Below are 14,646 nucleotides of genomic sequence, written 5' to 3'. Positions count from 1 at the left end.
AGCGCGGACGAGTTTCGTCGATGCCGAGTAGTTCGAGGAGATGGGCTTGAACGGCGTGGGTGATCAGAATGGTTGGCGGGCCTGTGGCTGTTCAGGTCGGGATCCGGAGGCCGGCGAGGTGGGAGAGGGGCAGGCGTCCGGTCGGCTGGAGGGCCCGGCTGTCGAGACAGAGCCCGAGCGTGGGCCGGTCGTTGCCGAGGGCCTGGCCCTGCAGGCGTCCGATGAGGCAGAACGCCTGGAGGGCCAGGCAGATCACGGTGATGAGGAAGACGGTGCGTCGGTCGTGGTGCAAGAAGACCGGGGCCACGGCGAGCGGGCCTTTCCGGGTCCGCCTCGATCCCGAAGGCTTCCTCCAACTGCCCACTCCCGAGCCCAGTCGGCGACCCGCACCAGCGGAGCGGGTGCGGACAGTCGGTTGGGGACCAGGACTGTGATGACCCAACCGTGCGCCACATGCGCGACCTCGCGAACCGGGCACAGCACGTCGATGTTCCCGGTCACGTCCAGTTCGCGCAGAAACTCGGCAGAGGCAGGCGGAGCACCCAGACGCCTCTCCACCATCGGTGCGATCTCCACAATCATCTGTGGACCGTGCGTCCATGGCCGCGTGGCACGCGACAACATCGGCACATCGCGTCAACGAGCCGACAACTCATTCCGCACGACACACGTCCCGTTCCAACCGAACGAGGCACGTGCGAAATCCGGGACCGGAGCGACGGAGGAAAGGAAGCTACGATGATCAATTGTCCCGGCCGGGCACCACCGGCATCATCGCAGCAACCGGGACCACCTCCCCCCAGCGCCGATTGCCTGCCGACGAAACCGAGTCGGGCGCGGCGTACGACGGGTTGAGAAGCCCCCGTCCCACCGCGGATCGCTCGACCAACAAGACGTCCCCCTGTCACCGGTACACAAATGCCGACGCGAGCGCGCTCGGCAGAGGAGTTCACCATGAGCACGGTGCCGCACAGCGAGCCCCTGATCTTCAACCCGTTCACGCCGGAATTCATGGCCGATCCGTACCCGCACTACGCGGAGCTGCGCCGAGAGGTTCCGGTACACGAACACCCGGGCGGCTTCTGGATGTTGTCCCGCTACGCGGACGTGGACGCGCTGCTGCGCTCCGGGCTCTCCGTCGAGCAGCGCCATGTCGCCCCCGGCCCGTTCCGCGACGCGTACACGAACGCGGGGGTCACGGATGAGCCGCGTCTGAAGGGGCTTGCCCTGCTGGACCGGGACGCGCCGGACCACACCCGGCTGCGCAAGCTCGTCTCCAAGGCGTTCACCCCGCGTGCCATTTACGCCATGGAGCCGCGGATCCAGGCCCTCGTCGACGAGGCGCTCGACGGCGTTTCCGCCGCCGGCGGCGGTGACCTGGTCGAATCCCTGGCGTTCCCGCTGCCGTTCACCGTGATATCGCGGATGCTCGGGATGCCGCCGACCGACACCAAGCACATGCGGTACCTCACCGGCATGCTGATGCGTTCCGTCGAACCGACCACGGACCCCGAGGTGATGAGGGCCGTCGAGGCGGCCGACGCGGAACTGTTCGACCTCGTCGGCGAGGCCGTCACCTGGAAGCGGGACAACCCCGGCGACGACCTGCTCAGCGAGCTCATCGCGGTCGAGGACGACGGGGACGTACTCAGTCACGACGAGCTCGTCGCCCAGGTCACCATGCTCTACGTCGCGGGCCACGAGACGACCGTGAACTTGATCTCCGGCGGCACGCTCGCCCTGCTGCGCAACCCCGACCAGCTGGAACTGTTGCGTGCCAAGCCGGAACTCATCGAGAACGCCGTCGAGGAGATGCTGCGGTACGACGCGCCGGTGCACAACAGCAGGCGGATCAACCTCGAGCAGTACCAGGTCGGCGGGTTCGAGATTCCCCCGGGCTCGTTCATACTCGCCAACCTGGCAGGCGCCAACCGGGACGAGGAGTTCTTCGGCCCGGACGCGGAGGAGTTGCGCCTGGACCGGGAGAACGCCCGCAAACAGCTCTCCCTCGGCGGCGGAATCCACCACTGCCTGGGCGCGGCGCTGGCCCGCATAGAGGGCCGGGTGGCGATTGGCGAACTGGTGCGGCGCTTCCCAGCCCTGGCCCTCAACGGCGAGGTCGAGTGGAACGGCCTCCTCAGCCTGCGCGGTGCGGCGCGGCTGCCGATCAGCGTGTGAGCAACGAGAAGACGGATGCGTACGGAAGGAGCGAACGTCGACCCGTGGAAGGGCTGCGCGCGCTCGAGCTACGCGAGAGCCTGCCGCGGTGCATGCCTTCATACGGTCCGGTCCATGGTTGTGCGCACGTCTGTGCTGGCTCTCGACGGTGACGAACGGAGACGGAATTCGCATGTCCTTCACCCCGCAGCTGCGACGGGTGCTCACGGTGACGACGCTGGGGGCATTTCTCGCCTTCCTCGACACCAGCATCATCAACGTGGCGCTGAGAACTCTCTCCGAGCGCTTCGACGCGCCCCTGGCGACCATCCAGTGGCTCGTCACCGCCTACCTCCTCGCCCTTGCCGCCGTGCTGCCCGTGTCGGCCTGGGCTGCAACCCGCTTCGGCGCCCGGCGCGTGTACGTGCTGTCCATCGCGGCCTTCACTCTGGGCTCGCTCGCCTGTGGCCTGGCCGACACCGCAGACCAGCTGATCGCGTTCCGCGTCGTGCAGGGCGCCGCTGCGGCGATGGCCACCCCTGTGGCGCAGATGATCGCCGTGCGCGCCGCGGGGCCCGAGCGGATGGCGAAGGTAATGAGCATCACCGGTGTGCCCACCGTCCTCGCCCCGATCCTCGGCCCGGCCGTGGGCGGACTGCTCCTGGAGCACGCAGGGTGGCGCTGGACGTTCCTGGTCAACGTGCCCATCGGTGTGCTCATTGTCGTGCTTGCGCTGCGGCTGCTGCCGCCCGACGAGGCGGAGGACGCGGGCCGCCTCGACGTACCCGGCTTGGCGCTGCTCGCGCTGGGCTGCGTCGGGGTCACATACGGTTTCACCGAATTCAGCGAGACGGGCCGGTTCACCTCTGAGTCCGTGCTCCCATGGATCGTCTGCGGGGTGGTGCTCCTGGCGGTCTTCGTCGTCCACGCCCTGCGGGCCCGTACACCGCTGATGAATTTGCGCCTGTACCGCAGGCCCGGCTACGCGGCGGCTTCCCTTGCCAACTTCTGCCTGGGCGCGGTGCTGTTCGGCTCGGTCATCCTCATGCCGCTCTACTTCCAGGTCGTCCGCCACCAGGACGCCGTCGCCACGGGGCTGCTGCTCATACCGCAGAGTATCGGCGTCGCGTTTGCCGTCGGATGCGGCTCACGACTCGTCGACGCCGTGGGCAGCGGGCGGGCTGCGCTGCTCGGCGGGGTGCTGAGCGTGGCAGCCACGATCCCGTTCGCCCTCATAGGCGCGCATACCTCCTATGGGTGGCTCGCTGCCGCCATGGTCGTACGGGGCTTCGGCGTCGGTGCCATTCTGGTGCCGATCATGACTGCGGCCTACCGGGCCGTTCCGCCCGAAGCCATCGGCGACGCCACGGTTCAGCTCAACGTGCTTCAGCGCATTGGTGGCTCGCTCAGCACGGCTGTACTCGCCGTGGTGCTGCAGAGCAGGCTCGACACCGCCACGACGAGTGCAATGCAGGCGTCCGCGTTCGGCACGGCCTTCTGGTGGACCCTGGCCATCAGCCTGTGCGCGATCGCCCCCATGCTGCTGCTCGTCGCCAGCGAGCGGTCCACTCAGCAGAAGGTGTCAGCGGCACCTGAGACGACGGACATAAGCCCAACAGGCCGTCCGCAAAGCTGAGTTAAAGACTGCTCCCGTACCGGCGGGTGCGGGGCGAAGGAGTGTTGTGACTCTGGGCAGCGTGTTAGCGTGCGGGGGGATCATGGAGGGCGCCGGTAGCGCAGCGCACGCGTCCTCGAAGAAGCGACGGGGGAGCGCCTGCGGGAACGGTTGGTCGCCAATGGCCACCCTCGCAGTGTGCGTGTGCCCCGCACCGGTACGCCGTCCACACGGGAGGCATGGCCCCGCCCCGGGCGACGACCTTTGGCCGAGCCGATGAGAGAGGCGCCAGCAATGATATGGAACGAGGTCTATGTCGACGCGTCAGCAGCTCGGCTGGGACGGCGTGAAGACGTACGGCGAGCGGTGGCCGAGGGGCGCTATGACGCCGAGGAGTGCGCGGCCGACGACCTGGTGAGCGTCAGCGTGATGGACGACACCAGCCAGGCCGACATGGCAGTGGAGGCGGCCCGGGTTGCCCTCGACCGCAGCCGGGCCGCCCATGAGGACTTCAGTCTCGTCGTGCACGTCACCAGCTCCGGCTTCCAGGGACTGGACCACTGGTCGCCCGCCTCGTACATCCAGTCCCGCACGGTCGGCGGCCAGGCCACGGCGATCCAGATGCAGCAGGCGTCCAACGGCGGTGTTGCGGCTGTCGACCTCGTCGCGGCGCACCTGACGGCACGGCCACAGGCCGGCGCGGCGCTCATCACCACCAGCGACAAGTACCAGCTGCCGATGTTCGACCGTTACCGCTCGGACAAGGGGCTGCCCCGGGGCGACGGCGCCACCGCCCTGGTACTGACCCGTGCCCCGGGCGTGGCCCGACTGCTGTCCACCGCGGTGATCTCCGACGTTACCCACGAAGGCGTGTACCGGGGCACGGGGCCCTGGTCCGCGGCGGCGGGTGAGCGAGGCTGGCCGATCGACATGCGGCGGCGACTCAAGGAGTATCTGGGCACAGGTGTGGACGTGAAGGACCTCGCCAAGGCACTGGCGGTAGGTCAGCAGACGGTCATGGAGATGGCAATGGGCGAGGCGGGTGTCGGCCTGGGGGACGTCGCGCGGTTTGTGTACCCGCATGCGGGGCGGACGGTCGTCGACTGGGACGTAGTCCAGGAGGTCGCCGGTATCCATGTCGACCAGACCAACTGGGAGTTGGGCCGGAGGCTTGGACACCTGGGGGCGGGTGACCAGATCGCCGGTCTCACCCACCTGCTTGAGTCCGGGGCGGTAGGGCCCGGCGACAAGGTCGTCTTGTCCAGCCTCGGTCACGGGTACACCTTCGGTTGTGCGGTCCTGGAGATCGTGGCGGAGCCGCAGTGGTCCGGAGCGACCGTCTGACTCCTGTGGCTCCGGTCCCCGACCGTTCGCCCTTCAGAATCCTGGCGGACGCCATGAAAGTGCCGAACGGCGACTGGCTGGGCCGCCAGCTGTCCGCCGTCCCACAGCTCGTCGCCGGTGGCTACGACGACGCGCACCGCAAGTCGCTGCCGTTGATCGTGTCGTAGTCGGACGGGCCGGGCCAGCTGACCCGGACGATCTTCCTTGGGTAGACAGAAAGGCTGCCGAATGGGTCTGGGCCCACTGGGCGATCGGAAGCCGCTGGGGCCCCGCTCGAGCGGGGTCTGTGCGAACGGTGGAACTCGGGCGGTTTTGTTCACCGGCGTCCGGCGGTGAGCCGGCCGTCGAAGGTGATGTCGAAGGCTTGGAGCGCGGCCTTCCAGCGCATAGTCCAGCGTTTACGTCCGGTGCCGGTCGGGTCCAGGCTCATGACGGCCAGGTAGACGCACTTGAGAGCGGCCTGGTCGGTGGGGAAGTGCCCCCGGGCCCGGACGGTCTTGCGGATCCGCGCGTTGATACTCTCGATCGCGTTCGTGGTGCAGACGATCTTGCGGATCTCCACGTCGAATCGGAGGAAGGGCACGAACTCCGCCCAGGCCGCCTCCCAGAGCCGGACGATCGCCGGATACTTCCCGCCCCAGGCGTCGGTGATCTCCACGAACCGCTCCAACGCGGCCTCCTCGGTCGGCGAGGTGTAGACGGGCCTGAGCGCCTTCGCGATCTTCTCCCAGTCCTGCCGGGCCGCCTAACCGAAGCTGTTCCGCAGCAGGTGAACGACGCAGGTCTGGACGATCGTCGCAGGCCAGACGGTATTCTCGGCGTCGGGAAGACCGGTCAGGCCGTCGCAGACCAGCATCAGGACATCGGCCGCGCCACGGTTCTTGATCTCGGTCAGGACCTGGAGCCAGTACTTCGCACCTTCACCACCGTCGCCGATCCACAGGCCCAGAATGTCCCGATGCCCCTCGGCGGTGACCGCCACCGCCATGTAGACGGGCCGGTTGGCGACCTGCCCGTCCCTGACCTTCACGTTCACACAGTCGATGAAGACGACCGGGTAGACGCTGTCCAGCGGGCGGTTCTGCCATTCCGTCATGCCGGCCATCACACTGTCGGTGATCGTGGAGATCGTGGACTTGGAGATTTCCGTGCCGTACACCTAGGCGAGATGCGCGGAGATCTCCCCATGCGTCAGCCGCTTTGCCGACAGCGACAGGACCATCTCGTCCACCCCACCCAGACGCCGCTGACGCTTCTTGACCACAGCTGGGGCTCGAGCGGAAGCGCTGTGCGAAAGCGGGCGTGAGGTCCGTGCTCTGATGCGCGAGGCCAGTGCTCAGGGAGCGAGGATCGTGCACTTTCCGGAAGGCGCGATCTGCTTTCCCAGCAAGTTCGTCATGTCCGTCGACGGCCCGGACGCGGTCGGCCCGGCGGACTGGGATCGGTGCGAGTGGCCGGTGCTCCAATCGGAGTTGGCTGCGATCGCCGAGCTGGCTGGCGAGTTGCGGTTGTGGACGGTGATCGCATCGGTGCACCGCTTGACCGGCCCGAACCGTCCACACAACAGCCTCTACGTCATCTCCGATCGCGGCGGGGTCGTCACGCGTTATGACGAGCGCTTGCTGTCGAAGACGAAGGTCTCGTACATGTACTCGCCGGGCGTCTCACCGGTGACCTTCGAGGTCGACGGTGTGCGCTTCGGCTGCCTGCTCGGCATGGAGATCCACTACCCGGAGTTGTGGGCGGAATACGAGAAGCTGGATGGCGTCCTGTTCTCCACCAGCGGCACTCCGGGTAACACCGCTGCCCAAGCCCAAGGTCACGCCACGGTCAACAGCTACTGGGTCAGCTTGTCAGTGCCCTCACAGCACAGCGCCACCGCGCCGTCCGGAATCGTCGCTCCCAACGGCGACTGGCTTGCGCGGTGCCCCGCGGACGACTCGCCATCGGTAGCCGTCGTGAACCTCGACGACAGTTCCGAGGCCGCCGCCGACGCAGTGACCTACGGGCGTCCCTGGCGTCGTGAGGCGCGCGCGGGCATCTACACGGAGCATCAGGTGAGCGACCCGCGCAGCGAAGACCGGACAGCGGCCTTCTAGCTCAGAGGCAGAATCCGAGGGGTTCGCGGCGTCCGGGATGGCTCCGGGCGCCGCGAACACCTCGGATTCAGTCCGTTCCGCACCTGGTGAAACGGCTGACGTACCGATACCGGGTCACCCTCGACCCCATGGAGAACACCGGACGAACCACCGGGACGAAACCCAGCGGGCACGGATCTGCTGGGCGCACCATCGTGCCCACCTGTGGCTATTTTTACGTCAGAGTCGAGCTCAGCCAGGCACCGGATCTTCGGAGGCGGGCAGCGGTTCTGCGGTCTTCGGGGCCAGCGCGCGGATGGAGGGGGTGGCGACCATGGTGAGGGTGGCGAGGAGGATGAGCGCGGCGGCCGCGTAGAGGGTGGCATGGAGGCCGAGGAGGAGTACGGCGGGTCCGGCGGCGAACTGGGCGAGCGGGAGCGCGAGGTAGGAGCCGAGGTCGTCGTAGGCGTAGACGCGGGCAAGGCGGTCCTCGGGGATCTGCTCGTTGAGGGTCGAGTACCAGGCGACGCCGGCCTGCTCGATGCCCACGCCCGCCACGAAGTTGGCCACGACCAGCACCCAGGTGTACGGGGCGAGCGCGAGCAGGAGCGGAATCATCGCCGTCAGGCCCATCAGCGCGCAGCCGACCAGGATCGCGCGCCGGGGCCGCCATCTCAGCGACAGTACGCCGCCGGCGACCGCGCCGAGCGAGCCCGCGGCGACGGCCAGGCCCCAGCCGGTGCGGCCGATCCCGGTGGTGTCGGCGACGGCCGGGCCGAGGACGGTGAACGAGGCGGTGATGCCGGCGTTGAGGAAGCAGAAGGCCACCACGATCACCCACACCCAATTGCGGGAGGTGAACTCCTGCCAGCCGACGCGCAGTTCATGCACTACGCCGGGGCTGGGCGCGGGCGGCGCGACCTGGACGCGGACCAGCGCGAAGGACGCGGCGGCGAGCGCGAAGCTGAGCGCGTCGACGGCCAGGCCCCAGCCGGGGCCGACCGCGGCGACCAGTACACCGCCCAGCGAGGCACCCACGATCATCGCGCTGCTGCCCGCGATCCGGGAGAGCGCGAGGGCGGCGCGGCGGGACTCGACCGGCACGGTCTGGGGCAGCAGGGCCTGGGCGGCGGGCTGGTAGCAGGAACCTGACGCCCCGTTGACCGCGGCGAGCACCATGAGTATGGGGATGGTGGCGCTGTGGGTGAGGACCAGGGCGGCGACCATCGCCTGGCTCGCGGCGCTGACCACGCTGCTGCCGACCAGCAGCGGGCCGCGCGGCAGCCGGTCCGCCAACACCCCGCCGTACAGCAGGAAGACGATGCTGGTGAGGGAGTGGGCGCCGACCACCAACCCGAGCGAGCCGACCGAGCCAGTGGCGTCGAGCACGGCGAATGCCAGGGCGATCGGCGCCACCCCGTTGCCGAGCAGGTTGGCCGTCGTACCGATGAAGAGGTGACGGAACGGGCAGTGACGCAGTGGCGCCAGGGCGGCAGACATGCGCCTGATCGTCGCGGCTGGGCGGCGCGCCCATCAACGGGTTTTACACCTGGCTGCTACTGGGGGAAAGGCGCCTGCGCCGGGAGTGTGCGGACTACCGAAGAACGATCCGCCAGTTGATGGCGCAGGCGACCGTTCTCCACCATGGCCTGGTGCAGAGCGCCCACCAGTGCCTCGACGTCGGCCTTGAGCTGGGCGATTTCCTCCGCGTCGGCAGCTCGTAGCTCCTTGAGTCGGCGGACCTGCTTGCGCAGGCGCTGCTCGCTGTCCGGGGTGGCGCCGCGGGCGCGGACCTTCTCGTAGAACTCGTTCTTCAAGTCAGTGTGCCGCTGGGTGAGTGCGTTGCGCGGGACACCGGATTCGACGGCGAGGGCGACGATCGTGAGGGCGCCGTTGGAGTGCTCGGGTGTGCCGCTGAGGATGCGGTCCATGGCGGGCGCGGATGCGCTGGCGCTCGTCGGGGGCGGGGCTCATGAGGTCGGCTCCTGAGTGTGGAGGCGGTCGTGATGGTGACGGTCGGACAGAGCGCGCAGTTTTTCGGCGTGCTGGGACAGCCGGTCGGCGAGCGGGCCGGGGAGTGCCTCGGAGGCCGCCTGTTTCTCCAAGCTCGTTGCCTGCCGCAGGAGTTGGTCGGCGTGGTGGTCGGCGCGCGCGACGTTTGCGCAGGACGGCTGGCATCGGTCCAGCTGTGGGGTGTCGGCTATGTCCAGGCGGTGGCAGAGTGCCCGGTCGCGGTTGTAGACGCACATCAGGAACGCTTGCGGGTTGTCGTAGACGGTCAGGGCCGGGTTGCCGAGGATGTCCCGGGCCTGGCGGTGGGTGCGGATGGACCCGGCGAAGGCCGGGGCCTGGGCGGCGGCGTGGATCGCGCGCCGGGCGGCAGGGCCGGAAATTCCGGTCCCGGCGGCGAGGTCGTCGTGGAGGGTGGTGAGAGTGTCGGCGGTGGCCCGTGCGGTTTCGATGTCGAGCAGCTCGTGGATGCCGCCGCGGCCGCGGGCGGCGTATCCGGCGCTCATCGCAGTGCGTATGTGCCCGTACTGGATGGCCAGCGCGACCAATCCGCCCGGGCGGAGCGCGATGCGCCAGGCCAGCGACCGCCGGAAGCGTGGTACCCCGATCGTTCCGTGCGGGTCGTCGGGAACGATCTCGTGCCGGCAGTCCAGGTGGAGGGCGAGCTGGGAGGACCACGAAGCGAAGTCCTCGATCCGGTGGCGCATCGCTTCGTGGCCGAAGACCCGGCCGGTGGAGACGCGGTCACGCGGGATGGTGTGGTCAGCGGGCAGGGGCCGGGGTTGCGCCGCACGTAGGGACCGCCAACGACCCGCTCGTCACACCCGACATCGACGACTGCAGCCCTCGCTGCCGCAACATCGCCCGCACCGATCGCGACATCGAACAAGTCCAAGCCGAGCGCGACGATCTGCTGAAAGCCACCGCCGATCGGCTCGCGCCCCCGATTCGATACGCACGCGAACTCCACGAGCTGCGGCGCTCGGACCGCATCGTCAACGAGCACGAACGAGACGTCGAAGAATGACAGCCACCGCACCCGCTGCCGACCCCATCCGTGAGGCGATCCTCGCCGCGATGGACCGCCTTCTGGACGCGACCCCCTTGCGATCCAGCGGACGCCTCAGCGTCTCGCAGCTGGCGATCGAGGCCGGCGTCAAACGCTGGCATCTCACCCATCAGCACCTGGACCTCAAGGAGCTTTTCCAGGCCCAAGTACAGTCCGCAGCAGCCACTCCGAAGGCCTTCGCCGCGCGGCTCAGCGAACACGATGACCTCAAAGACAAGCGTGCCAAGCTGATCGAGCACTGCGCTGAGCTCGAACAACGCCTCAAGAGCTACGCGACTGCCATCAGCCTCCTGACCCTGGAGAACGCAGCCCTGGCCGCCTCCGCCACAAACGCGTCCGTAGTCCCGCTACCGCGGCCGGGAGCTTCCCCTTGAAGGCCGGTGGACAGTCAGGGCGCGCGCGTCAGGCGTTCCACCACTCGTCGTTGGCGCAGCCGACCTCATGATGCCACCAGCCTTCTCCTTCACCTTGAGCCAGGAGCGCCTTGACACCGGCGAAGTCCGCCCCAGCGGGAACGGTGAAGGCCACCATGGGGAACTCCTCGCTGAAGACCTCCCCTCCGAGCCCGAACGCTGAAAGGCACTGGTGTACCGCATGAGGGCTGCGTCCCAGGGGTCCGTCGGGGACGGGCACAACGCGAACGGTGCAGTTGCCAGAGGCGCTGACCCGTCCCACAGCCCAGTGGAGTCCATCGGAATCGGTGGCGAACCGCACCACGTCGCCCTCAGCCACTCCGTCCTGGAGGAAAGGGACGTTCCGCACCCTGGCAGTGTCCTCGCTGAGTTTCGTCCCCCATAGACCCTCGGTGTCCTGCGGAAACCATCCCTCGCGAGGAACGAACCGGAACCAGACCTTGATCTTCTCGCCTGTGTCGCCCATGACGGGCATCATGCTGCCTCGTTCGACACCGCCCCGCACCGGGGGAGCCGGGCACCGGCACCACAAAAGGGGCGGCCTCGGCCTTTCCCGACTCCCCACGCATGGCTTTCTGTCCCGGCGTGACCAAAGCCCACCCCACACACCACCCGGGTCCCACTGACGCCGGCATCACCGTTCCCGAATGCGCCACCACCACCAGCGCCCCGCCGTCCACCCGCTCACCCAACCCGGGTTCGGAAGAGTCCGACGTTCGAACTCCACATCGATTCGCTCCACCAAGCGGCCCAGATCTGCTCGGGCTCCTCTGGGCAGATGCAGCAGGGCGACTTCTAGGTCATCTCGTCCGTCCTCGATCTCGATGCCGGGACTCTCGCCAGGACCAATCAGATATCGTCCCGGCTGCCTGAAAGCCCATTCGAACCGGCTGAGAGCATCAGCAACTGCGTCCGGCCACAGGTATTCGGCTTCAACACGTCGCACCGCTGCCCGAGTTCGAGCTGATACGCCCGAGATCCGACGGACCGGCAGGTGCTTGGGTGGCCGCCACCGCTCGGCGCGGACGGCCTTCGGACGCCTACGCGGCATCGCCCTTTCGGATCAGAACCATGGTGGCATTCTGCCACGGTCCGCCCCCAGCGAGAGGGGCAACCGGCCCGACCCCCTCTCCTCAGGGTCTCGGTTGGGGCCAACAACGTTCGAGAGCAGTTGGCGCCGAACGCTTCCGCCCTGTTGTCCGGTCTGTCAGATCGGCAAGGGTGACTGCCTGCGCGTTTCCTGGCACAGGACCCTCTGCATGCAACAGAACAGAGTCGAGAGAGAAACGGCCCCATCTCGGTGCCGCGCCTGGAGCGCAGCACCACTTGCCCCGCGTCGACGGAGACCAGCGCCCGGAATCCGTCCCACTTCGGTTATGCGCTGTTGAGCTGTCCACGGACTATTGTCCGGCCCCATGTCGATCGCAGGATGGCGGGTGCACTTCACTCGCCGGGGGCGGCCTTGGCCTCGCGAGGCGACGGCGCTCATGCGGGAGTTCATCTCCTTGTTCGCCGAACTAGACCAGCGGTTGGACGAGTTGGGTGTGCCGGAAGGCCAGGCCGACCATCCAAGATCCCCGATGGAGTCAAGCTAAGGGTCCGCCGGCCTGGTCGGCGGACCCTGACCTGTCCGTGGTCATCCGAGGGCGTTCCAGAACGTGCAGTGGTGGCGGGGCTGTGCCGTGCGGGTGGGGACGATGTGGTCCGGCTTCAGGGACAGCACCGTCTGCCGGGACCAGTGCGGGGACGACGGGCCGTTGGGGTCGGCGGTGCGGGCGAAGCGGGTCCAGTAGTCGATCATGGTGTCGGCCAGCCGGTGCTGTGCCGCGGTCAGGTCGCGGGGGCGGCCGCCCAGGTCGAACAGGTAGGGCAGTTCGCTCGCGTGCGGTGCGCCGAGCGGGAACGGCGGTGTGCCCGGGGTGAGCGGTGGGGCGTGCTCGTCGGCGAACTCGTAGCGCCAGACGGGCACATGGGCGGTGAGCAGGCCGTCGGTGCGCGCCGTCGGGCAGGCGAAGTCGGCGTCGCCGATGACTGCGCCGAAGACCGGGCCCCCGTCGGTGCGATGCACCGGGTACTCGCGGACGATCGCCTTCGCCTGCCCCGGGGAGGGGAAGAAGGCGGCCACGACATCGGGCCAGGTGGAGGGCGTGACGGGATGGCTGGCCTGGATAATCCCGGCGGCCCAGCCGTTGCCCTCGTCGTGGTTGTTGCCGATGAGCACGGGGACGCGGTGGAAGCGGCCGTCCGTGATCGCCGCTGCTGGGTCGCGGGGCAGCAACGGGGTGGTGTACGCGGGCTGTTGATCGGTGTCCTGAGACGCGAGCAGACGCGAGACGTCCACACGCCGCAGGCAGGCCATCACGTCGCGGGCAGAGCCGCAGCCGACCTTCGCCGCGAGGCCCGCGCCCGCGGCGCGCGCCGCGGACAGGGGAACGGAGGACGGGGCGAACGGCCGGTCGGGGCGGCCTGTGCACGGGCCGCTCTCGATGAGCGCCCGGTCGAAGAGCCCCGCGGCAGCGGGCGAGGCGAGCTGGGCGCAGACGCTGTAGCCGCCCGCCGACTCGCCGGCCAGCGTCACGTTGTGCGCGTCGCCGCCGAAGGCGCTGATCTCGGCGCGGACCCAGCGCAGCGCCGCCTGCTGGTCGGCCAGGCCGAAGGTGCCGGAGCCGGGCAGCCCGCTGTGCGCGAGGAAACCGAGGGCCCCGAGGCGGTAGTTGACGGTGACGACCACGACGTCGCCGCGGGTGGCCATGCGGTGGGCGTCGTAGGAGCTGCCCGCTCCGGAGGTGAAGCCGCCGCCGTGCAGCCATACGACCACCGGCCGGGGGTGAGCCCGTCCCGCACCGTCGGGCGTGGTGACGTTCAGGTGCAGACAGTCCTCGTCGGTGCTGCCGCCGGGCACCTCGCCGGCCGGCTGCGGGCAGGCGCTCGCGGGCCGGGTCGCGTCCCGTACCCCGGACCAGGGGGCCGCGCGGCGGGGCGGCGCCCAGCGCAGCCTGCCGACCGGGGGCGCCGCGTAGGGGATGCCCTCGAAGGTGCGGTAGCCGTCGTGGGCGGCGCCCCGCACCGGGCCGTCGTGGATACGTACCGTCGTGACGGGGGGCCGGGCGGGCTGGGTCGGTGGCGCTGCGGACCAGGCCGTCGCGAGCACGGCGGTCAAGGCGCAGCCCAGGGTGGTCAGGATGCGGTGCATGCTCATGGTCTCCCGTTCGGTCAGCTGCCGCCCATGCCGCCCTGCGCGGCGATCATGGTCGTCGGCAGTGTGCGTACCGCTTTCTCCAGGCCCGGCGCGAAGGTGGCGAGATGCCCCGTGCAGGCGTCGATACGGGCCCGGAAGGTATTGTGGTCCTGCCGTGAGACAACCGAGCGGATGCCGCCCACCGCGGCCAGCGCCAGCAGTGCGGCGTCGCCGGCGTGGATCTCGGTCACGGGGCCGTCCCCGTGCAGTGCCACGGACACGCGGGCCCGCAGTGCGGCGGGCACGGCGCGGTCGCTCACGGTCAGCCGCCGTGTGCCGAAGCGGGTGCGGGGCGCCTTCACGGTGAGGAGTCCCGCCGTAGCGAGCCGGTCCTCCACCTGCGTCAGGGTCCGCTTGCGGTGGCGGCGCACGAGGTGCTTCCAGCCGTGCCCGGCGGCGGCGTCGCGCAGCACACCGTCCAGGACCAGGTCGCCGGTGGGTTGCGTGCCGGACACGGTGACCGTGCCGTCCACCTCCCCCAGACGGCCGCGCAACGCGAGGTCGACCAGGGCGGCGGCACGGACCAGCAGCTCCGTGCGGGAACGGTCGTAGGGGCCTTCGGTCGCGTCGTCGTAGGCAAGCAGATACATGAGGCAGGCCAGGTCGTCGGTCACACCTCGATGCTATGGCCGACTACCCCGGCCACGGATCGGCCACGGGAACGGACTGGCACTGGGAACACAGGAGGATCGCGGCCCGGCCTCCTCCTTCAGGAGGAGGGT

Annotated in this window: 12 protein-coding genes and 1 pseudogene; 5 read left to right on the top strand and 8 right to left on the bottom strand. The window is 69.1% G+C overall.

Annotation, left to right across the window (positions count from 1 at the left end; translation table 11 throughout):
• Positions 1–91: 91 nt before the first annotated feature.
• Entirely contained in the window at positions 92–307 is a 216-nt protein-coding gene (locus OG289_RS00230; protein WP_327311964.1) for a hypothetical protein, read from the bottom strand.
• Positions 308–954: 647 nt separating this feature from the next.
• On the opposite strand from OG289_RS00230, the gene OG289_RS00225 reads away from it, so the two are divergent.
• The 3 genes from OG289_RS00225 to OG289_RS00215 all read left to right on the top strand — a co-directional run bounded on the left by OG289_RS00225 (position 955) and on the right by OG289_RS00215 (position 5,116).
• Positions 955–2,178: a cytochrome P450 gene (locus OG289_RS00225; RefSeq protein ID WP_327311963.1), complete on the top strand. Its 1,224-nt coding sequence runs from the start codon at positions 955–957 to the stop codon at positions 2,176–2,178.
• 172 nt (positions 2,179–2,350) lie between these two features.
• Positions 2,351–3,793, top strand: a complete 1,443-nt coding sequence (locus OG289_RS00220) for an MDR family MFS transporter (protein WP_327311962.1) — start codon at positions 2,351–2,353, stop codon at positions 3,791–3,793.
• Between the two features lie 273 nt (positions 3,794–4,066).
• Entirely contained in the window at positions 4,067–5,116 is a 1,050-nt protein-coding gene (locus tag OG289_RS00215; RefSeq protein WP_327311961.1) for a ketoacyl-ACP synthase III family protein, read from the top strand.
• Positions 5,117–5,432: 316 nt separating this feature from the next.
• Here the strand turns inward: OG289_RS00215 and OG289_RS00210 are convergent.
• Positions 5,433–6,386 (bottom strand): annotated as a pseudogene (locus tag OG289_RS00210) (IS256 family transposase); the annotation flags it as partial.
• Between the two features lie 49 nt (positions 6,387–6,435).
• On the opposite strand from OG289_RS00210, the gene OG289_RS00205 reads away from it, so the two are divergent.
• Positions 6,436–7,215, top strand: coding sequence for a carbon-nitrogen hydrolase family protein (locus tag OG289_RS00205; protein WP_327311960.1), 780 nt, complete (start codon positions 6,436–6,438; stop codon positions 7,213–7,215).
• 231 nt (positions 7,216–7,446) lie between these two features.
• Here OG289_RS00205 and OG289_RS00200 read toward each other — a convergent pair whose 3' ends face one another.
• The 3 genes from OG289_RS00200 to OG289_RS00190 are packed head-to-tail and all read right to left on the bottom strand — an operon-like array spanning position 7,447 to position 9,911.
• Positions 7,447–8,694 (bottom strand): MFS transporter, encoded by a 1,248-nt coding sequence (locus OG289_RS00200; protein ID WP_327311959.1) that lies wholly within the window; start codon positions 8,692–8,694, stop codon positions 7,447–7,449.
• 56 nt (positions 8,695–8,750) lie between these two features.
• Positions 8,751–9,125, bottom strand: coding sequence for a hypothetical protein (locus OG289_RS00195; RefSeq protein ID WP_327311958.1), 375 nt, complete (start codon positions 9,123–9,125; stop codon positions 8,751–8,753).
• Between the two features lie 39 nt (positions 9,126–9,164).
• Positions 9,165–9,911 (bottom strand): hypothetical protein, encoded by a 747-nt coding sequence (locus OG289_RS00190; RefSeq protein WP_327311957.1) that lies wholly within the window; start codon positions 9,909–9,911, stop codon positions 9,165–9,167.
• A 316-nt stretch (positions 9,912–10,227) separates the two neighbouring features.
• On the opposite strand from OG289_RS00190, the gene OG289_RS00185 reads away from it, so the two are divergent.
• On the top strand, positions 10,228–10,647 hold the full coding sequence (locus OG289_RS00185) for a hypothetical protein (protein ID WP_327311956.1): 420 nt from the start codon (positions 10,228–10,230) through the stop codon (positions 10,645–10,647).
• 28 nt (positions 10,648–10,675) lie between these two features.
• On the opposite strand, the gene OG289_RS00180 is transcribed toward OG289_RS00185, so the two are convergent.
• From OG289_RS00180 to OG289_RS00170, 3 genes are all read right to left on the bottom strand, one after another.
• Positions 10,676–11,152 (bottom strand): DUF4265 domain-containing protein, encoded by a 477-nt coding sequence (locus OG289_RS00180; RefSeq protein ID WP_327311955.1) that lies wholly within the window; start codon positions 11,150–11,152, stop codon positions 10,676–10,678.
• Between the two features lie 1,170 nt (positions 11,153–12,322).
• Positions 12,323–13,885: a carboxylesterase/lipase family protein gene (locus OG289_RS00175; protein ID WP_327311954.1), complete on the bottom strand. Its 1,563-nt coding sequence runs from the start codon at positions 13,883–13,885 to the stop codon at positions 12,323–12,325.
• 14 nt (positions 13,886–13,899) lie between these two features.
• Positions 13,900–14,538, bottom strand: coding sequence for a GOLPH3/VPS74 family protein (locus tag OG289_RS00170; RefSeq protein WP_327311953.1), 639 nt, complete (start codon positions 14,536–14,538; stop codon positions 13,900–13,902).
• Positions 14,539–14,646 lie beyond the last annotated feature (108 nt).

Source organism: Streptomyces sp. NBC_01235, from assembly GCF_035989285.1.
Classification (GTDB): domain Bacteria; phylum Actinomycetota; class Actinomycetes; order Streptomycetales; family Streptomycetaceae; genus Streptomyces.
This window is presented reverse-complemented; position numbering and strand designations above follow the sequence as displayed.